Source organism: Streptomyces sp. NPDC029169 (assembly GCF_055563935.1).
In genome coordinates this window covers 393,085-411,840 of record NZ_JBVHXA010000001.1, presented here as the reverse complement: position 1 = coordinate 411,840, position 18,756 = coordinate 393,085, and the positions used below count along the sequence as shown (strand labels likewise).

Annotated in this window: 20 protein-coding genes; 10 read left to right on the top strand and 10 right to left on the bottom strand. The window is 70.7% G+C overall.

The genetic code is table 11. The features are described 5' to 3' along the window. The first annotated feature begins 208 nt into the window (after positions 1 to 208). Together ACZ4VI_RS01670 and ACZ4VI_RS01665 are read left to right on the top strand one after the other, a co-directional pair. Positions 209 to 1,777, top strand: coding sequence for a globin domain-containing protein (locus ACZ4VI_RS01670; RefSeq protein WP_467995629.1), 1,569 nt, complete (start codon positions 209 to 211; stop codon positions 1,775 to 1,777). Further along, on the top strand, positions 1,774 to 2,574 hold the full coding sequence (locus ACZ4VI_RS01665; RefSeq protein WP_467995628.1) for a pyridoxamine 5'-phosphate oxidase family protein: 801 nt from the start codon (positions 1,774 to 1,776) through the stop codon (positions 2,572 to 2,574). Before ACZ4VI_RS01670 ends, ACZ4VI_RS01665 begins: the two co-directional genes overlap by 4 nt. A gap of 212 nt (positions 2,575 to 2,786) precedes the next feature. On the opposite strand, the gene ACZ4VI_RS01660 is transcribed toward ACZ4VI_RS01665, so the two are convergent. After that, positions 2,787 to 2,918 carry a hypothetical protein gene (locus ACZ4VI_RS01660; RefSeq protein ID WP_467995626.1) on the bottom strand — a complete coding sequence of 44 codons (132 nt, stop codon included), beginning with the start codon at positions 2,916 to 2,918 and terminating at the stop codon, positions 2,787 to 2,789. Further along, positions 2,911 to 3,108: a hypothetical protein gene (locus ACZ4VI_RS01655; RefSeq protein ID WP_467995624.1), complete on the bottom strand. Its 198-nt coding sequence runs from the start codon at positions 3,106 to 3,108 to the stop codon at positions 2,911 to 2,913. The genes ACZ4VI_RS01660 and ACZ4VI_RS01655 overlap by 8 nt, the downstream gene beginning before the upstream one ends. A gap of 145 nt (positions 3,109 to 3,253) precedes the next feature. Here ACZ4VI_RS01655 and ACZ4VI_RS01650 point away from each other — a divergent pair, with 145 nt between their 5' ends. The 5 genes from ACZ4VI_RS01650 to ACZ4VI_RS01630 all read left to right on the top strand — a co-directional run bounded on the left by ACZ4VI_RS01650 (position 3,254) and on the right by ACZ4VI_RS01630 (position 7,653). Further along, positions 3,254 to 3,529, top strand: a complete 276-nt coding sequence (locus ACZ4VI_RS01650; protein WP_467995622.1) for a hypothetical protein — start codon at positions 3,254 to 3,256, stop codon at positions 3,527 to 3,529. 70 nt (positions 3,530 to 3,599) lie between these two features. Then, a complete protein-coding gene (locus ACZ4VI_RS01645; RefSeq protein WP_467995621.1) occupies positions 3,600 to 4,148 on the top strand; it encodes a hypothetical protein in 549 nt (182 codons plus the stop codon). Between the two features lie 308 nt (positions 4,149 to 4,456). Next, positions 4,457 to 4,834: a hypothetical protein gene (locus ACZ4VI_RS01640; RefSeq protein WP_467995619.1), complete on the top strand. Its 378-nt coding sequence runs from the start codon at positions 4,457 to 4,459 to the stop codon at positions 4,832 to 4,834. A 352-nt stretch (positions 4,835 to 5,186) separates the two neighbouring features. Then, positions 5,187 to 5,798, top strand: a complete 612-nt coding sequence (locus ACZ4VI_RS01635; RefSeq protein ID WP_467995617.1) for a DUF998 domain-containing protein — start codon at positions 5,187 to 5,189, stop codon at positions 5,796 to 5,798. Positions 5,799 to 6,105: 307 nt separating this feature from the next. Beyond that, on the top strand, positions 6,106 to 7,653 hold the full coding sequence (locus ACZ4VI_RS01630; RefSeq protein ID WP_467995615.1) for a pectate lyase family protein: 1,548 nt from the start codon (positions 6,106 to 6,108) through the stop codon (positions 7,651 to 7,653). Between the two features lie 10 nt (positions 7,654 to 7,663). Here the strand turns inward: ACZ4VI_RS01630 and ACZ4VI_RS01625 are convergent, their stop codons facing one another. Beyond that, on the bottom strand, positions 7,664 to 8,455 hold the full coding sequence (locus ACZ4VI_RS01625; RefSeq protein WP_467995613.1) for a hypothetical protein: 792 nt from the start codon (positions 8,453 to 8,455) through the stop codon (positions 7,664 to 7,666). An 84-nt stretch (positions 8,456 to 8,539) separates the two neighbouring features. Continuing rightward, positions 8,540 to 9,343 carry an endonuclease I family protein gene (locus tag ACZ4VI_RS01620; protein WP_467995611.1) on the bottom strand — a complete coding sequence of 268 codons (804 nt, stop codon included), beginning with the start codon at positions 9,341 to 9,343 and terminating at the stop codon, positions 8,540 to 8,542. Between the two features lie 308 nt (positions 9,344 to 9,651). Between ACZ4VI_RS01620 and ACZ4VI_RS01615 the strand changes: the two genes are divergently transcribed. Beyond that, positions 9,652 to 10,992, top strand: a complete 1,341-nt coding sequence (locus ACZ4VI_RS01615) for a flavin-containing monooxygenase (protein ID WP_467995610.1) — start codon at positions 9,652 to 9,654, stop codon at positions 10,990 to 10,992. 42 nt (positions 10,993 to 11,034) lie between these two features. On the opposite strand, the gene ACZ4VI_RS01610 is transcribed toward ACZ4VI_RS01615, so the two are convergent. From ACZ4VI_RS01610 to ACZ4VI_RS01585, 6 genes are all read right to left on the bottom strand, one after another. Then, positions 11,035 to 12,261: a tryptophan dimethylallyltransferase family protein gene (locus tag ACZ4VI_RS01610; protein ID WP_467995608.1), complete on the bottom strand. Its 1,227-nt coding sequence runs from the start codon at positions 12,259 to 12,261 to the stop codon at positions 11,035 to 11,037. A 103-nt stretch (positions 12,262 to 12,364) separates the two neighbouring features. Beyond that, positions 12,365 to 13,711, bottom strand: a complete 1,347-nt coding sequence (locus ACZ4VI_RS01605) for a cytochrome P450 (protein ID WP_467995606.1) — start codon at positions 13,709 to 13,711, stop codon at positions 12,365 to 12,367. 11 nt (positions 13,712 to 13,722) lie between these two features. Next, positions 13,723 to 14,316: a GTP-binding protein gene (locus tag ACZ4VI_RS01600; RefSeq protein WP_467995604.1), complete on the bottom strand. Its 594-nt coding sequence runs from the start codon at positions 14,314 to 14,316 to the stop codon at positions 13,723 to 13,725. After that, positions 14,291 to 14,668 carry a DUF742 domain-containing protein gene (locus tag ACZ4VI_RS01595; RefSeq protein WP_467995602.1) on the bottom strand — a complete coding sequence of 126 codons (378 nt, stop codon included), beginning with the start codon at positions 14,666 to 14,668 and terminating at the stop codon, positions 14,291 to 14,293. The genes ACZ4VI_RS01600 and ACZ4VI_RS01595 overlap by 26 nt, the downstream gene beginning before the upstream one ends. Next, positions 14,665 to 15,066, bottom strand: coding sequence for a roadblock/LC7 domain-containing protein (locus ACZ4VI_RS01590; protein WP_467995601.1), 402 nt, complete (start codon positions 15,064 to 15,066; stop codon positions 14,665 to 14,667). The genes ACZ4VI_RS01595 and ACZ4VI_RS01590 overlap by 4 nt, the downstream gene beginning before the upstream one ends. Beyond that, complete coding sequence (locus ACZ4VI_RS01585) at positions 15,063 to 16,241, bottom strand: ATP-binding protein (RefSeq protein WP_467995600.1); 1,179 nt, start codon at positions 16,239 to 16,241, stop codon at positions 15,063 to 15,065. Before ACZ4VI_RS01585 ends, ACZ4VI_RS01590 begins: the two co-directional genes overlap by 4 nt. A gap of 475 nt (positions 16,242 to 16,716) precedes the next feature. Here ACZ4VI_RS01585 and ACZ4VI_RS01580 point away from each other — a divergent pair, with 475 nt between their 5' ends. Together ACZ4VI_RS01580 and ACZ4VI_RS01575 are read left to right on the top strand one after the other, a co-directional pair. Next, positions 16,717 to 17,973, top strand: a complete 1,257-nt coding sequence (locus ACZ4VI_RS01580) for a serine hydrolase domain-containing protein (protein ID WP_467995598.1) — start codon at positions 16,717 to 16,719, stop codon at positions 17,971 to 17,973. Positions 17,974 to 18,032: 59 nt separating this feature from the next. Continuing rightward, positions 18,033 to 18,293 carry a hypothetical protein gene (locus ACZ4VI_RS01575; RefSeq protein ID WP_467995597.1) on the top strand — a complete coding sequence of 87 codons (261 nt, stop codon included), beginning with the start codon at positions 18,033 to 18,035 and terminating at the stop codon, positions 18,291 to 18,293. The last annotated feature ends 463 nt before the right edge of the window (positions 18,294 to 18,756 follow it).

The following is an 18,756-nucleotide window of genomic DNA, read 5'->3' as shown; positions in this document are numbered from 1 at the left end:
AGGGGGCGAGGAGTGCCTTTATGGAATCTCGCCCCCGGGGTATGGTCGAGCCCGTTCGCACACCCGTGCCCCACGTCACAGCGGGCGTACAGCACCTTCGCGGGGGCGGGTGCGCCGACGGGGAATTCCGAGAGGGAAGGGACGACGGGGCACGCTCGGACCCCACGCGCGAAGACCGACCGAAAGACGTTCGAGGCGAGGCAAACCGATGGATGGTCCGACCCCCACGTCGGCCGACAACGAGAGCTCAGGCGGCCGCAGACCGGACGGCGGCTGGTTCGGGCGAAACCCGAGCGGAACGCCGGGCGGCGGTCCGAGCGGCGGTCCGGTCAGCGGTCCGAGCGGTTCCCACGGCGGCCCGAGCGGCGGTCCGGTCAGTGGTCCGAGCGGCGGCCCGGTACGTGCTCCGGGCGGTCCCCACGGCGGCCCCGGCGGCGGTCCGGTCAGTGGACCGAGCGGCGGCCCGGTACGTGCTCCGGGCGGTCCCCACGGTGGCCCGGTCACCGCTCCCGGTGGCGGCCCGGTCCGTACTCCGAGCGGTTCCCACGGCGGCCCGGGCGGCGTCTGGCCCGCCACCCCGGGCCGTACGGCACCCCAGCCGCCTGTACCCCAGCCGGCCGTACCCCGGCAGCGGGCCGAAGCGCCCGAGGACACGTCGGACGCCGCGCTCCTGCGCCGCACCCTCGCCGAGATCGAGCCGATCGCCGACAACGTCACCTCGTACTTCTACGCCCTGCTCTTCCTCAAGCATCCCGACCTGCGGGCCCTGTTCCCCGCGGCGATGGACACCCAGCGCGACCGCCTCTTCACGGCGCTCCTCACCGCCGCGACCCATGTGGACGACGCCGCCACCCTGACCGCGTACCTCACCCGGCTCGGCCGCGGGCACCGGAAGTACGGCACGCTCCCCGAGCACTATCCGGCCGTCGGCGAGTGCCTCATCGGCGCCCTCTCCCGCTACGCCACGCAGAGCTGGGGGCCGCGGACCGAAGCGGCCTGGATCGGCGCCTACACCGCGATCTCCCAGATCATGATCGACGCGGCGGCCGAGGACGAGCTCCGCGCACCCCCGTGGTGGCAGGCGGAGGTGGTCGCGCACGAGATGCGTACGCAGGACGTCGCGGTCGTGACGGTCCGCCCCGACCAGCCCTACCCTTTCCTCGCCGGCCAGTACGCCGCCCTGGAGACCCCCTGGTGGCCGCGCGTCTGGCGGCACTACTCCTTCGCCTCCGCGCCCCGCTCCGACGGACTGCTCTCCTTCCATGTCAAGGCCGTCCCGGCGGGCTGGGTCTCCAACGCGCTCGTGCACCGCGCCCGCCCCGGACATGTGATCCGGCTCGGCGCGCCCACGGGATCCATGACCGTGGACCACACCACGGACAACGGGCTGCTGTGCCTCGGCGGCGGCACCGGCATCGCGCCCATCAAGGCGCTGGTCGAGGACGTGGCCCAGCACGGCCGGCGCCGTTCGATGCAGGTCTTCTACGGGGCCCGCCGCGACCACGACCTGTACGACATCGACACCATGCTCCGGCTGCAGCAGGCGCACCCCTGGCTCTCGGTCCGCCCGGTCGTCGACGACGGCCCCGCCGGGCAGCTGTGCAGCCAACTTCCCGATGCCGTCTGTCAGTTCGGCCCATGGCACTCCTACGACGCCTACCTCTCCGGCCCGCCCGGCATGATCCGCCGCGGCGTCGACACCCTGGTGGGCATCGGCATCCCCACCCACCGCATACGGCACGACTCCATCGAAGATCTGGTCGGGGCAACGAATTGAGCACTTTCGAACAGACCGGTGCCGCGCAGCAGGCGCCGGTCCGCACCACACGCCCGGGCAGCGACGGCGAACACCTGGTCCAGCAGCGCATGGGCACCACCGAACGCGCCGACAGGTTCTACGCCGAGCAGGTCCTCGACCGGCTCAACCCCCGGATGCGGGAGTTCGTGGCGCGCCAGGAGATGTTCTTCCTGGCGACCGCCGACCGGCACGGCGAGTGCGACAACACCTTCCGGGCCGGCCCGCCCGGCTTCCTCCACGTCCTGGACGACCGGACCCTCGCCTACCCCGAGTACCGGGGCAACGGCGTCCAGGCCAGCCTCGGCAACATCGAGGAGAACGCCCACGTCGGCATCCTCATGATGGACTTCGTCCGGGACCGCATCGGGCTCCACGTCAACGGCCGGGCGCGGATCGTGTCCGACGACGCCATGCGCGAGACCCGCGCCGACCTGCCGTACGACACCGTGCCCGGCCGCCGCGCCCAGGTGTGGGTGGAGGTCGCCGTAGAGGAGGCGTACATCCACTGCGCCAAGCACATTCCCCATCTGCAGAAGGTGCCCCGGAACGGCCCCGGCCGGGCATGGGGAACGGACGACGTCCGGCGCAAGGGCGGCGACTTCTTCGGGGCAGCCGCCGACGCGCCGGACCGAGGCCCGTTCCTGCCCCCGCCACGCGCGGACGCCGCGACCTGGCGGGCGGAGGCCGAGAAGCTGCTGGAGAGGGCCGAGCTGCACCGGTCCGACGGCGAGCGGGACGTGTTCACGGGCTGGTTCAGCAGAAACGTGCCCGCTTGATCCTCGGGCCGAGGGGTTCGGCCGGCTCGGCGACTTCATCTCGCAAATGTGATAGTTCGTGATGTTTCGTGGGGCGCGGTGCCGCCAGTGCTTATTGATCGAAGGTCATGTGACGCAGATCCCGGATTCGGTGTTCCGGTGATCCGGGCATCCCCGTCAAAAGAAGTCGGCCCGCCCCCGAGTCGGGGAGCGGGCCATCGTGGTGCTGCGGGTCAGGCAGTGGCGCCCTCCGGCCACAGCACCCGGACCGGGACGCCGGTCCGCTCGGCGTACGCCACCACGTCCGCCGTCCCGCCGTACGCCCAGGCCGGTTTCCCGTCCCAGACCGCCAATAGCTCATCCACCAGGCCCACCAGCTAGGTCCAGGGGCAGGCGCCGGAGGAGCGTCGCCGTGACCGGCGCGTCCTCGGGCGCGGAGACGTAGAAGCCGTTCGGCTTCGCCCCGCCCGGGGGGAAGCCGACGATGAACGCGTAGCCCGCCTGGTTGGGCAGCTCTTCCACGGTGACGCCGTTCGTGCTGGTGGTGACCTTCACGCCTGCCCCTCGTCCAGATTTGATCGCTCACATGTGACGTGAGCGTGCAATTTGATCGTTGGCGTGCCATGATGGCGGCCGCCCTGGCTCCATCATGCGGCAGTGAGCTGGGGCTTTCCCTTGCCCAGGAGAAGGAAGCACCGCCATGACCCAGCAGCCCCACCAGCCCGGCCCCCAGGGCCAGCCCCCCTACGGACAGCAGCAGCCGCCCGCCCCGCCTTACGGCCAGCCGCCCGCCGGGTACGGCTACGGCCGGCCCCAGCAGCCGCAACAGGTCGTCGTCGCCAACCAGATGCGCGTCACCAAGCACGGCCCCGGCTTCTTCGGCACCCTCGGCCACTGGTTCCTGATCCTCTGCACGTGTGGCCTGTGGTACCCCGTCTACTTCAACGCCAAGCGCCGCTCCCGCCACCACTACTGACGCCCCGGGATCTGCCACACGGCAGGGCCCGGTACACCCTTCAGCCCCAACTCCCGACCAGGAGCGCGCCTTGAGCTATCCCCCCAATACCCCGCAGGGACAGCCCCCCTACGGTTGGACGCCGCCCCAGCTCCCGCGCGGCCACAGCGCCACCACCCTCACCCTCAGCGTCATCGGCGCGGCCTTCGGCGGCCTCCTCTTCGGCTGCGCGGGCGGCGCAGCCGTCGCCGGCGACGGCAAGGCCGCCCCCGCGCCGACCGTCACGGTCACCAAGACCGTCACCGCCCCCGCCGAGAAGGAGGACAAGCCGAAGCCCGAGGCCAGCAAGGACGGCGCCGGCAAGAAGACCGAAAGCGGACTCCGTAAGAGCCAGCTCGACCAGCTCAAGGCATACGCCGCCAAGCACGGCACCCCTGGACAGAAAGACGCCGCCAAGCACATCATCAAACTCGACGTCGACGGCAACGACATCTACACCGACTACACCGGCGACATGTTCACCAGCGCCGGAGACGGAGCCAAGCTCATCTCCGCCATCTACAAGGAATGGCGCAACAGCGAAGGAGATGGCGCCTCCTGGATCTCCGTCTACAACGCCAACGGCGAATACCTCGCCTGACTCAACACGCCCGGGGCGGGTGTGCGGCGGTAGCGTTGTGGCATCAGATCGGCTGGCCGGCGCGCCCCCGACAATGCGAACAGCCGGGCGATCTTGACCCGTGTTCGATCCGGGATCGACGGTTCTCCGTGCCGTGGTGGACGACGAGGCGGGGTGGTTTCGGCCGGAGCGGAGACTGGTCGATTCAGCAAGGCTGAGGCCGGCTGCCTGGAGGGTGTCGGCCTCAGTGATGTAGGTGCAACCGGTCCGGGCAGTGCAGAGGCACCGCGCCGCAACTTCCGCGGCGGGTTCGTCCATAGGCTGCGCGGATGATTGTCCGCTGCATTCAGATCATCAGTCCCACCTCCGGTGAGGTGGTGAGTGACCACCCGGCGATGCGTGTGGGAGCTGACTACCCGGTCCTCGAAGTGGTGACCGGGAGTGGCCGAGTGCTGTTTCGAATTCCGGATCCGGCCGACAGCGAGTCGGGGTCCTTCGACTCTCCAGGGCTGTGGGACACGGCGATGTTCACCGTTGTCAGCGGGCGCCTGCCCGCCTGCTGGGTGGCTGGACTGGCGGATGACTCGCTGACGTTGGCGCCGCGCGAGTGGCAGCGGGCCGGGTTCTGGGAGGACTACTTCGATGGCGTGCCCGAGGCGGTCGCTGAGTACGACCGCCTGAAGGCGGACATTCTCGCCCAGCTTTGACGCGTGGACGCGGCCTCGGATGGCCAGAATTGACGATGCCGGCCGCCTGGCGCTCGCCCTGCTCCGTGGAGCGACCGCCGAGGCGGGGGCGGTCCGGGATTCGACGCCGGGGCCCTGCTCTCCGCGTGGCTGGAGGCGCCCCGTTCGTGTCGTTCGTGGGCGGCCTCGCGGGCGCCGGCGCCCTTGTCGCGGCTCTGTATCCGCCGGTCGCCGAGCGACACAGGCCGTCTACGGGCTCGGCTCCGGGATGGCCGCACTCCCCGCCGCGCTGAGCGATCCGCACACACCCATTCGGAGCCCATCCCGCCCGCGTACGCGTGGCAGAGGGGGCCGAGCGGCTTACGGTGGGCCGATGCGACCTGTTCCTCGGTGGGCCCTCATCTCGTCCGGGTGTGCCCCTGTGCTGCTGGCCGGAGGCTGGCTGATCGCTGCGCGGCTGGAGGGACCCGCCTACGATCCCGTCACCCAGACGATCAGCGTCCTGGCGGCCTACGGGGCCGAGGGGTTCTGGGTGATGACCGCAGCACTCTTCGGGCTGGGCGTCTGTCACCTGCTCACCGCCTGGGGGCTGCGCCCGGCCGCGCTCGCCGGGCGGGTGACCCTGGCGGCCGGCGGCGTGGCGGCCGTGGTGGTGTCCCTGCTCCCGGCGCCGAGCAGCGGGGGGTCCCTGCACCACGGCTCGGTCGCGGCGATCGGCTTCGCCTTCCTGGCGCTGTGGCCGGTCCTGGCCGCCGAACGCGGCGTAGCCGTGCCCTGGGCGCTACGGCTCCTGCCCTCGGTCGCGGCGACCGCTCTGATGGGCCTCGGCGCGCTCTGGTTCATGATCGAGACGAACCGTCACGGCGCGGCGGGAGTCGCCGAACGCCTGGTGACGTGCATGCAGTCGGTGTGGCCCTTCGTGGTCGTCGCCTCCTGTCTCCGTCATACCGATCTCCGCCAAACGGAGGACGACGTACGGGCGTGAACTCGCTGTCCGCTGCGGGGTGTTCGCACGATGTGACGGGGGGGGCACCCCTGCATCGGCGTACGTGCGCGGTGACGCTCTTTTCTGTCTGACGGCACCTTGTCAGCTCAGCGGAAGCCACCCTATTGTCACGGTCAGAAAGCGCTTTCTATCGCTCACGGACCGTTCCGGCGAAAGCGACCGTCGCGGTCCTGTCGTGACTTCTGCGCATGAGCCGCTACAGCAGCAGATCACCCGGTACTCGAAGACAGCTGTCCCGAAGACACCTGTCGAAGACGCATGCTCGAACACGAATGGGGACACGAGAATGAGACGACCAGTCGCACTGCGACTCGGCGCGGGGCTGGCCACGGCGGCCCTCGCGGCCGCGGCCGGAGTGGTGCTGACGATGCCCGAGGCATCGGCGGCGACCGGCACCGCCACCGGCTACGCCACCCAGAACGGCGGGACCACGGGAGGCGCGGGCGGACAGACCGTGCGGGCCACCACGGGGACCGCGATCCACGCGGCCCTGTGCGGGCGGGCCAGCAGCAGCACCCCGATCACCATCGAGGTCGAGGGGACCATCAACCACGGCAACACCAGCAAGGTGTCGGGCACCTCCTGCAACACCGCCGACGGCGTGATCGAGCTCAAGCAGATCAGCAACGTCACCCTCGTCGGCGTCGGCAGCGGCGCCGTCTTCGACCAACTGGGCATCCACATACGGGAAGCCAGCAACATCATCATCCAGAACGTGACCCTACGGAACGTCAAGAAGTCGGGCTCGCCCCTCTCCAACGGCGGTGACGCCATCGGCATGGAGAGCGGCGTCCGCAACGTGTGGGTCGACCACACCACCCTGGAGGCGTCGGGCGGAGAGGCGGAAGGGTTCGACGGCCTCTTCGACATGAAGGACAACACCCAGTACGTGACGCTGTCCTACAGCATCCTGCGCAACTCCGGCCGCGGCGGGCTCGTCGGCTCCAGCGAGACCGACCTCTCCAACGGCTTCATCACGTACCACCACAACCTGTACGAGAACATCGACTCCCGCGCGCCCCTGCTGCGGGGCGGGACCGCCCACATGTACAACAACCACTACGTGAGCCTCAACGAATCCGGCATCAACTCCCGCGCCGGGGCCCGCGCCAAGGTGGACAACAACTACTTCGAGGACTCCAAGGACGTCCTCGGCACCTTCTACACGGACGCGGCCGGCTACTGGCAGGTCAGCGGCAACGTCTTCGACAACGTGACCTGGTCGGCGCCCGGTACCGACTACAACCCCGCCGGTCCGAACCCGCAGTCCAACACGACCGTCGCCATCCCCTACGCCTACAGCCTCGACAACGCCAGTTGTGTGCCGGCCGTCGTGAGCCAGACGGCGGGCGCCGGCAAGGCCCTGCAGGTGTCGGACGGCAGCTGCACCCCGCAGACACCGGCACCGACCACCCCGGCACCGACCGCGACCACGACCACTCCTGCGCCCACGCCGACCCAGTCCGCCGGGACCAACCTCAGCATCGGGGCCGGCTCCGACGGCTCCAGCAAGGCCGACGGCACGAGCTACGGCAACGTGCGCGACGGTGACATGAGCACCTACTGGTCACCGGTCGGGACGACCGGTTCCGTCTCGATCAAGTGGGCCACCGCCACCGCCGTGTCCAGGATCGACATCCGGGAGGCGGCAGGCTCCGCCGGCACCATCGGGTCCTGGAGGGTCGTCAACGCCGACACCGGCGCGCTCCTGACCTCCGGCAGCGGGGCGGGCGCCATCACCTTCCCCCGGACCTCGCTCACCAAGGTCACCTTCGAGATCACCGGCTCCACCGGCACGCCGAAGGTCGCCGAGTTCGAGACCTACGCGCAGTAGCCGCCGGCGATCACTCACCCGTCGTGGCGCCCCAGGCCTTCGCCAGTCCTTCCAGCCAGACGGGCGGCAGCTCCCCGCGGTCCCACTCCTCCCGCAGCGCGGCCGGTGCCGAGACGAGACGTTCGAGCACGGCGATGCTGGCGGGGGAGTGGAGGAGGGCGTAGCGGCCGTGGATGGAGACGTCGCTGCCGGGTCCGTACTCCCCGTACAGCCGGGAAAGCTCTCCGCTCCTGGCCACGGCGAACGCGTCGAGCCGACCCGCGTATCCGGCCCGTTCGGCGGTGCTCATGGTGCCGAGGACGGCGACGAGGACGTCGTCCGCGACCTCGGGGTCCAGGTCGGAGAGGTGGCTGAACCCGAGGTAGAGCGGGGTCACCGCCACCTTCGCCCGCTCCACGTCCACCCCTCCGACCGGGGGGTGGACGTGCGGCGTTTCCGTCGCCCCGCCCTCCTCGAAGGTGCCCGGCACGTCCGGGCCGATGGCCTCCCGCAGGGCGCGCTCGGCGACGCGGAGGAGCGCGTCGCCGACCGCCCGGGCACCGTCGCGCCACCCGAGGCCGTAGCGCTCTCCCCTCTCCTCCGGGGCGGCGTCCCCGCCGTGGACGACCTCGGAGTGCGCCTCGGCGAGGGCGCCCGCCTCGACGAGGGCGATCAGCTGCCCGGCCTCGTCCGCGGGCACGCCCGTGCGGCCGAGGAGTCCGAGAAGGGTCGTCTTGGCGTTCCTGACGTCGGCCGAGTTCAGCAGGGTGGCCGTGGGGACGACGTCCTTCGCTTCCTGAGGCGGCGGCTGCTCCGAGTTCATACTGCCCATGCTGCCCGACGGGACCCCCTTCGGACCTGGCAGCCCCCGTCCCGTATCAGCCGCGCTCGGCGGGCGAGGGTGCGGCTACCAGATCGCCTCGACCCACTCCGGGTGGTCGATGAACGGGTTGCGGTTGCCCTGGTAGGTCCCGTGGATGATGTCGTTGCGGCGCTCCTCGAAGGCGCTCGGCGGGTCCTGCTCGTTCCACTGCTTCAGGACCGAGAGGCGGCCGTGCCAGGGGACGCTGCCGTTGGACGTGGACTCGTTCGGCTCCAGGTCGGCCCAGGCGTCGTCACCTTCGTAGCGGACGGCCATGTAGAGGATCATGCGGGCCACGTCGCCCTTGTCCGCGGCGCGCGGCTCGAAGGAGTTGGAGTCCGTGTAGCTGCCGGGCGCGCCGCTGACCGCGCTGCCGCCGTTGTCGAAGTCCTTGTTGCCGCGGATGCTGTTGACCTGCACGTCGCACGCGCGCAGGTGGTGCAGGTCCGTGCCGGGGCCGGCCGAGGTGCCGAAGCTGCCGTGGGACTGGGCCCAGACGTGCTCACGGTTCCAGTCGCCCACGTCGCCGCCCTTGAGGCTCTTGCTGCGCGAGACGCCGCTGTACAGCAGGATCACGTTGGCGGTGTTGCTCGGGTCCTGGTCGGTGACCTTGAGCGCGTTCCAGACGGCGTCGTACGAGATCCTGCTCTGGCTGCTGATGATCGTGTGCAGCGAGGACTTCAGGCTCGTACCGGTCTTGCCGATCGCGTTCTGGTAGTACGTGCTGTCGTACGCGGTGGTGGTGGCGCTCGCCGGGGTCGCGGCGACCGCGGGAAGCATGAGACCGATGAGGACGGCGGATATGGACGCGGCCAAAGCCTTCCATCTGCCGGGGTGCACAACGGACATGGGGGGACCTTTCGCGGGGGACGGCACGCGCCGGAACGCGGAGCCCGCTCAACGGCTCGGCGTTCTACGCGTGTTGACTTCTTGCATCCGGGAGCGTGGCACGGGGCAGGGGGTCACCGTGTAACCCGGAGGAGACTTTTCCATGACGTTCTCGTATACGGCCCGCCCGCCGTCGCTCCCCGGGCCTGCCACCTCGCAACTCCCCTTCACGGGCCGGTCGGTATCGTGAGGCCCCGGCTCCCGCACGGGGGGACAGCGGCGGCGGCCGTCGCCGGTGCAAGGACGGATGGTGTTCTGTGGAGGGTTCCTTGGGCGGGTCACGTGTGATCGGTGCTTCCCCTGCCGCGACGGTGTGCGTCATCGGTGCCGGCCTCTCGGGGCTTGCGACCGCGCACGCGCTCGCGGCCAGGGGAATCGGCTTCGTCTGTCTGGAGAAGGCGCCGGACGTCGGAGGGATCTGGCGCCAGCCCGGGGCGGGAGAGGAGGGCCCGGCGTATCTGTCGCTGCATCTCAACACCGCCAAGCAGCTCACCGGGTACACCGACTTCCCGATGCCGGACGAGCTGCCCCTCTACCCCGGGCACAGCGACGTCGCCGCCTATCTGCGGTCCTTCGCCGAGTGGGCCGGACTCCTGCCCCGCGTCGAACTGCGTACGGAAGTGCTCTCCGTGCGGCAGGACGGCGACGACGCCTGGACGGTCGTCAGCCGGGACGCGCGGGGAGAGGTGACGGAACGGCGGTTCGCGCAGGTGATCGTCGCCTCCGGCCACAACACGGTGCCGGCTCTGCCGAATCCGCTCCCGCCGGGCTCGGAGACCTTCGCAGGAAGGATTCTCCACTCGATGGACTACCACGACGGCCGGGACTTCGCCGGGCAGCGGGTCGTCGTCGTGGGGATGGGGGCGTCGGGCGTGGACATCGCCACGGACCTCTCCCGGCACGCCGCGCGGACTCTGCTCTCCGTCCGCCGGGGGCTGCACGTCGTGCCCAAGCAGCTCTTCGGCACGTCCGTGGACCTGATCGCAGACGCGCCGTGGTGGCACGACATGTCCTTCTCCGAGCAGCGGAGCTTCGTCGAACAGGCGCTGCTCGTGGCGCGGGGGAAGCTGTCGGACTACGGCCTGCCCGAGCCCGACCACGCGATCTTCTCCTCGGCCGTGACCATCTCGGACGAGATCCTCAGCCGCATACGCCACGGCGGGGTGACCCCCAAGCCGGCGATCGACTCCCTGGACGGCGACCGGGTCTCCTTCACCGACGGGACCGTGGCGGAGGCTGACGCGATCGTCTACTGCACCGGATTCCGCATGGACTTCCCCTTCCTGCCCGCCGGGTGTCCGGCGGGCAGGAAGCAGGGCGTGGTCGAGCTGTACAGGCGGGTCGTCGCACCCGACCGGCCCGGCCTGTACTTCGTCGGTCTCATCCGCCCCGTGGGCTCGATCACGCGCCTCGTGGAAGCCCAGGCGCGCTGGGTGGCATCGATCGTCGACGGCGACGTGACCCTGCCGCCCGCGGAGGTCATGCGCGAGGAGATCGGCACGTACCTCGACAGCATCGAGGCGCGCTACGGCCGGAAGACCGAAGGCGCCTCCATCCAGGTGGACGTCGGCCCCTACCTGCGGGAACTGCGGGAGTTGCAGGACGCGTAGCGCCGGGCGCCTACCGCCTCGCGATAGGGAGGGCGCGCGGTCTCAGTGGACGGGCTCGGCCTGCGGGGACGGTACCGCCACCGGGGCCGGCGGTCTGACCGCGTACGCCTCCGAGGAGATGTACACGTTGATCCGCGGCGGCCGGCCCTGCTGGTGGGCGAGTCCCAGATACGCGATGAGCCCCACGCCGTCCTGGAGACGGCGCGGGGTGACGGCCGCCAGGGCCCGGACGAGCGGGTCGGGGTCCATGCCGTGGCGGCGGAGTTCGGCCACCGCCCGGTCGAAGGCCTCCCCGTCGTGGCGGGCGTAGTCGCGGACCGGGATGTGCAGGGTGAACCCGGTGGGCCGCCCGGACCGGCTCTCGGTGAAGGCGTGACAGCTCAGGCCCGGCCGCCGGTCGAGCGGTACGTCCACGGGGCCGAGGCCGTCGCCGTCGAGGTCGTGTCCGGCCGCCGTGCGGAAGAACCGTTCGATCTCCGTCCGTCCCGGGCCGCCGTCCATACGGGACAGGCCGGCGGCCTCCGCGGCCGACAGGTCCTCGTGCACGAGGTAGACCTTCACCCGGGGTTCTTCCCAGTCACCCAGATCCAGGGCGAAGAACAGCGGCCGATCGCTCTCGGGCAGCGCCGCGTACGCCCGCGGGTGGCCGAGCCGGCGCAGGGCCTCCCGCACCGTCTCGGCGGAACGTTCCTGCCCGGACGCCGCCGGGTTCAGGTACACCTTGGCCTTGGGCACCCCGCCGGGGACCAGCTCCAGGGCGCACCAGAGCGCCAGCGGACCCTGCGGGTCCAGCGGGAAGAACAGGTCCTCAAGTTCGTCCAGCCGCCGGGTGTCAAAGCCCCAGCGCTGTGCCATCTGGCGGACGACCCGCAGCCCGGTGCGCCCGTTCTGCGCCAGGTCGGCGGCGCCGCACCCCGGCTCGAGCAGCACACGCAGCGTCGGGTGCGCGCCCGGGGTGAAGGCGAGGGAGAACTCCACGGGCGTGTGGTCGTCCGAGAGGAACGAGCGGTCCGGGGGCGGCAGTTCGAGCGGCCGCTCACCGACGCCGTCCAGCGCCGTGAGCAACGTCCGCGCGTACGCGGCGGAGTCGGCCCCGCTCAGCCCCGCGGCCTCGCACAGCCGCAGGACCTGTCTCGCCGCGTGACCGCCGAGCGTCTCCGTACTGCGCCTGAGCGCCCAAGAAGATACCCGCCCGGATGGGCGGGTATCGAGGGGGCCGAACTCGGTCTGGCCGGGCAGGAAACCGGCGTCGGTGGATATGTGGTCCACGACACCTCCTTCTTCTCGTAAGCACCTCGAACAACGCGGTGCTCACTACCCCCGTGCCGGATCGTTCATGCGAGGGCGGGGGAGCCAAGCGGAGTTACGCTTCTCACTCCGCCAGCCAGTTGAGGAACCGGCTCCACATACCCCCGCGTTCGCGCTTGCGGCCCGCCTCGGACTCCTCCGGACGCGCGGCCGCCTCGGGGCCCGTCTGCGCGCCCGTCCGGCGCGCGGCGACCGGGGTGAACCGCGCGGGAAGCGTGGTGAGGCCCCGGTTGAACGGGCCCGGACGCCAGACGAGGCTCTCCTCGGGCACCGACAGTTCGACATCGGGGAGTTGGTTGAGCAGGTGCTCGATGGCGGTCACGGTGATCTGCCGCGCGGGCTCCTTCGACGGGCAGGCGTGCGGGCCCGCGCTCCACGCCAGGTGGGACCTGTTGCTGCCGGCCTCGCGTGCGGCGGCCAGCTTCGGCCCCGTGTTGGCGGCCGCGAAACTGACCAGCACCAGATCACCGGCGCGGAACTTCTGCCCCGCGAACTCCATGTCGGCGGCCGGGTAGTGCGGCGCGTAGTTGGCCATGGGCGGGTTGTCCCACAGGGTGTCGTCGATGGCCTCGTCGATCAGGCCGCCGCCGTCGGCGTACCGGTCGTGGGTGAGCAGCCGGTGCAGGGTGTTGCCGAGGAGGTTGCCCAGCGGATCGGTGCCCGCACCCAGGAGCAGGGCGACCTGATGGACCATCTCCTCGTCGGTCAACTTCGCCGGGTGCTGAAGCAGCCAGGAGGTGACGTCCTCGCCCGGCCTGGCACGCTTCAGCGCCACCAGTTCGCCGACGGCGCCGAAGAGCACCTCGACCGCCCGCTCGGCGTTGATGCCGTCGAACATGCCGATGATGCCGAACAGCACGCGGTCGCCGATGTCGGCCGGGCAGCCGAAGAGTTCGTTGAAGACGAAGAGCGGCAGCTGCCTGGCGTAGTCACCGAGCAGGTCGGCGGAGCCCCGCGCGCCGAACTGCGCGATCAGGTACTCGGAGACCTGCTCCGTGGTCCGGCTCAGCTTGCGCGCGTCGACGCGGGCCATGCTGTCCGTGACCGCCTGCCGCAGCCGCAGGTGCTCGGCGCCGTCGCTGAACATCGCGTTGGGCCGGTACGCGAGGACGGGCACGACCGGATTGTCGGGGCGGATCAGCCCGTCGCGGAGGTCCCGCCAGCGGCGCGCGTCCTTGCGGAACGAGCCCGAGTCCTGGAGGAGTTGCAGCGCCGTCGCGTAGTCCGTGACGAGCGTCGCGTCCACCCCCGGAGCGAGCTCCACGGGCGCGGCTGGACCGTAGTGGCGCAGATAGCTGTAGTACGCCTGCGGATCGGCCTGGAACTCCGGCCCGTACAGCGGAACCCGGCCGCCGACGTCGTGGGCGGGGCACCCGGGCGGGGGTACGGGGGCGGTGGGTTGAGCGTCCATGTCTGTGCTTCCTAGTGAGCGCGGTCCAGCAGGTAGCGGACGAGAGTGATCAGCGCGTCGGCGGACGACTTCTCGTCGCGGGCGTCGCACGTGACGATGGGCGTGTCGTCTAGCAGGTCCAGCGCCTCGCGCAGCGCCCGTACCTCGCGGTCGGCCGTGCCGTCGAAGCGGTTGATCGCGATCGCGTAGTCGAGGCCGTACTGCTCGATCAGGTCGATCACGGCGAAGGAGTCCGCCAGCCGCTCCGGGTCGACAAGCACCAGCGCTCCGAGCGCGCCGCGCGCCATGTCCTCCCACATCTGGACGAAGCGCTGCTGACCGGGCGTTCCGAACAGGTACAGCACGACGCGTTCGCTGATGGTCAGACGGCCGAAGTCCATGGCCACCGTGGTGGTGGTCTTGCTCCGGACGCCCTTGAGGTCGTCGAACGACTCGCCGGCGCGGGTCATCGTCTCCTCGGTGGTCAGCGGAGGGATCTCCGATATCGCACCGATGAACGTGGTCTTGCCGACGGCGAAGTGGCCGACGACGAGGATCTTCACGGCCGTCTGCGTCGCACCGCCGCGTACGTACGCCTGCTCATCCAAACTTGGCGCGGAGCCCATTCAACACCTCCTCGAGGATGTCCCGGTCCGCGAGCGCGGCACGCTGCACGGGCGGGCGGGTGATGAGGTAGCCGCCCTCGGTGAGGGCGGCTAGAAGGATCTTCACCACGCCGATGGGCAGCCGTGTGTGCCCCGCGACCTCGGCGACCGAGAGGTAGCCGGCGGTGCACAGCTCGAGCAGGCCCTGCTCCTCGGGAGACAGCCGGGTCGGGCGCTGCTGGTGGTCGGCCGCCGCGGTGACGAGAGTGACCAGGGACAGCTGCTCCTCGTCGGGCAGGCCGCGTCCCTTGGTGATGACGTACGGGCGTACTAACTCCGCCGCCTCGGGCCCCAGTTCCTCGAAACGGCTCATGAGCGGGCGCCGAGGTTCTCGCGCGGCGGCGTCATCAGGGCCTTGCCCAGCTGACCGACGAGCTGCTGCATCCGGAAGGTGATGTCCTGCATGTCGACGTCCGGCGAGGCGGAGACGCCCAGGTAGGCGCCCTCCCCGGCGGAGATCAGGAAGACCCAGCCGCCGTCGAACTCGACCAGCGTCTGCCGCCACTGCACCTGCCCGGCCTCGACGAAGAACCCGAGCGAGCGGCTGAGCGACTGCATCCCGCTCATCGCGGCGGCGACCGTGTCCGCGTTGTCCTTCCCGAAGTCCCTCGTCCGGGCCATCAGCAGGCCGTCGGCGGAGACGAGGACCGCGTGCAGTGCCCCCGGAATCTCCAGGGCGCTGTCAAGCATCCATGACAGATCGTCGTTCACGAGACCTCATGCCCTTCGCTGCTCGCACCACGTGTGCTGCTCGTCTGATCCGCCGCGTCCGGGCGCGCGGCCCGTCCGGATTGCGTACCGCGCTGGAACGCCCCCATGATCGCGGCGGTTTCGGCACCGGAGCGGGTCGCCGTGGGCGTCTCCGACGTGCCGCCGGTCACGATGGCCATCGGCCGCTTGCGGCGCCGCCGCGGCAGACCGTCGTCGGTCGTGGCCGTGGTCACCGCGGAGGTGGGGCCGCTCGGCTCCGTCGCGGACCCGGCGGACGCGGCGTGGACGGCCGGTGCCGGGGCCTTCTTCTCCGGCATGCCGGTGAGCAGCTCGTGCGGCAGCAGGAGGACGGCGCGGACGCCTCCGTACGGTGAACTGGAATCCACGGACACCTCGAAGCCGAAGCGCTCACAGAGCACCCCGATCACGGCGAAACCGAACTGCGGCGGGCTGCCGAGTCCAGAGACTCCGGAGACGCGCTCGGTCGACAGGAGTTTCCCGGCCCTGGCCCGCTCCTCGTCGTTCATGCCGACACCGGCATCGTCGACGACGATACAAATTCCCTTGGGCACGGTACGAATATTGATCTCGACCACGGTGTCCGGGCTGGAATAGCTCGTCGCGTTGTCGAGAAGCTCGGCGAGAGCAAGCGCCACCGGTTCGACGGCGCGGCTCGTGATGCCGAAGTCGACCTGCGAGAGAATCTCCACCCGGCGGAAGTGGCGGATTCTTCCCTGCGCGCTGCGGACCACGTCGTAGACCGAGGCGACCTCGCGCTGCCGGCCCAGCCAGCCGTCACAGAGGACGGCGATGGACTGGGCGCGCCGGCCGAACTGGGAATTGGTGTGGTCGATCTCCAGGAGATCGTGGAGCATGACGGAATCGCCGTACTTGCTCTGCAGTCCTGAGATGACCAACTGCTGCTCGGCGGCAAGGCCCTGAAGGGTCCGCATGGCGGACTTGAGGACCGATTTTGTCGAGTCCTGGGCCCGTTCCTTCTCGTCCTCGACGGATTTCGAGTAGCTGTTCTCCAATGCGGAGTAGTGGGCCTTGAGCTCCTCGGTCTCCTGCCGTAAAGTCCGTATCGCCTTGCGCTGGCGAAGAATTACGGCTACGGCGCCGAGGGTGGCAGCCAAGAGGGCCCAGATCACTGGGTTCTGTGCGTAATACGTCATAAGGCTCTCTTCAGGCGACTGACGGTCAGTTGCTGAACTCCGTCAATGCGGGTGGACCGGCGGACCGTTCGTGCGGGGGTCAACCGTACGGAAGGTCGCCGAGGTCGGAGATGTCGTCGTGCACCCATCCACCGCTCCGTAAGCGAAGCGATCTTATCACTGGGTCACGAACAGGTGACCGACCGTCAATATGGGGTCGTCTGGCGGAGCTTGACACCATTCGGCCGCGGGCCTTAGTGACGCGCCGAGGCGGGGCGGGGGGCGGGGGGAACCGGAATCCGGACGCACCGGGGGCCGCCGGGCTTCCGGCCGGCGGAGGGCGATTCCGTCGCGCGTGACGGGAACCTCCCGTCGCCGTTGTCACTCCTGATCGGTAGGGCAGGGGGGCGGCGCAATGAGCGTGCCGGATTCCCGGTGCCTGCGCGGCTCGCGCCCACCGAGTCGACGAGGAACCCGAAGAAGCCGAGGTAGCAACATGCCCCTGTCGCCCCGCCGCAGACTGACCGTCACGGCCACGCTGATCGCCGCGCTGGCCGGCGCAATCACCCCCGTCACGACCGCGTCCGCCGCGTCGGGATCGTCCGCCGCGCACGCCCTCCGGGCCGCACCCACGGCTCCCGCTCCCGTACCCGCTCCCGACATGGACGGCGTGCTCGGGGCGCTGAACGCCGCCATGGCCAACGGCGCACCCGGCGCGATGGCCCGGTTCACCGGCCCCGACGGCGCCGAGACGCGGACCGTGGGCGTCCGTGACCGCGTTTCGGGCGCGCCGATGGACATCAAGGCCCGGTTCCGGATCGGCAGTGTCAGCAAGACCTTCTCCACCGTCGTACTGCTCCAGCTCGTGGACGAGGGCAGGCTCGAACTCGACGAGCCGGTGAACCGCTATCTGCCCGGGCTGCTGCCCGACGACAGGATCACGGTCCGGCATCTGCTCAGCCACCGCAGCGGTCTGGGCGAGTACACCGACGCGATGTTCGACAAGACCGTGCCCGGCTTCGAGGCCGTACGGAACCGGGTGTTCACCTACCAGGAGCTCGTAGACCTCTCGTTGAGCCTGCCGCGCACGACCGAGCCGGGCGTCGCGTACAAGTACTCGAACGCCAACTTCGTCGTCGTCGGCATGCTCATCGAGAAGCTCACCGGCAGGCCGGTCGCCAAGGAGTACGAGCGCCGCGTCATCAGGCCGCTGGGCCTGCGGAACACCTCGTACGTACACCCCGACACCCGCATCAAGGGCCTCCACGCGCGCGGCTATCTCCACCCCGACGAGGAGGGCGCGCCGCTCGTCGACTCGACCGAACAGACCGTCTCCTGGGCGCAGTCGGCCGGAGCCGTCGTCTCCAGCCCCGCGGACCTGAACACCTTCACGACCGCGCTGATGCGCGGCTGGCTGCTGTCGCCGCGCATGCTGGACGCGATGACCACGGTCACCCCGACCGATGCCGTCGGCACCCGCTTCTACGGCCTCGGTCTGCGGCGCTACAACCTCTCCTGCGGCACCCAGGTGTACGGCCACACCGGCACCGTCCAGGGCTTCTACACCTACGCGTTCGCGACCCGGGACGGCCGGCGCAGCCTCGCCGCGATGGCGAACACCTCGAACCGGGGCGCCGCGAACACGGCCCTCGGCGGCACGCTGGAGGCGGCGTTCTGCGGGCCGAAGCCGACGGCGCAGCGCGGCTTCTCGGCGGCGCGACCGGCCGAGTCCGACCTGACCGAGAACCGCTGAGCGAGGTGGGACCGGAGGGTGACGGCCCGAGATCCCCGCGCGGCTGTCAGGATGCGGGGATGGACTACGAGTACGTGGCCGGGATCCTCGGCCGTGGCGGTGTCGCCGCGGTCGAGGCGGCACTGAAGGACTACGCCGGACACGCGAGCGCGGAGGAGGCGGACGCGGCCGTCGACCTGGCATGCCGGGTCATCGCGGACGAGACGACCCGGCTCGAAGAGCTGGCCGCCCGCCGGGAGGCCCGAATCCAGGCCCTCGAAGCCGAGGCGACCGACCTCCGCCGCGAGATCGCCGACGCGCTCCCGATGGAGCGACCCTAGGACAGCTGACGCGGTCGCCACGGGATCGCTCCGCCGGGAAGGGGGCTCCTTCACCGGCGGCGCTGGCCGGGCGCCGTCGGCTAGCCGCCGCCGGTCGGGCGCCGTCCGTCGGGAACCGCGGTCGGGCGTCCCGGCCGGGCACCGCCAGCCGGGCGTCCCGGGAGCGTCCCGGTGGCCGAGGGGCTCCTGCATCGGCTCCGCCAGCCGGGCGTCCCGGTCGGGCACCGCCGGTCGGGCGCCCCGGTCGGGCAGTCCTGTCGGGCATCCCGACCGGGCGCCGCCAGCCGGGCGCCGTCGGCTAGCCGCCGTCGGTCGGGCGCCGTCGGTCGGGCGTCGCGGCCGAGCAGCGCCAGTCGGGCGTCCGGGCTGAGCGTCCCGGTGGCCGAGGGGCTCCTGCATCGGCTCCGCCAGCCGGGCGTCCCGGTCGGGCACCGCCGGTCGGGCGCCCCGGTCGGGCAGTCCT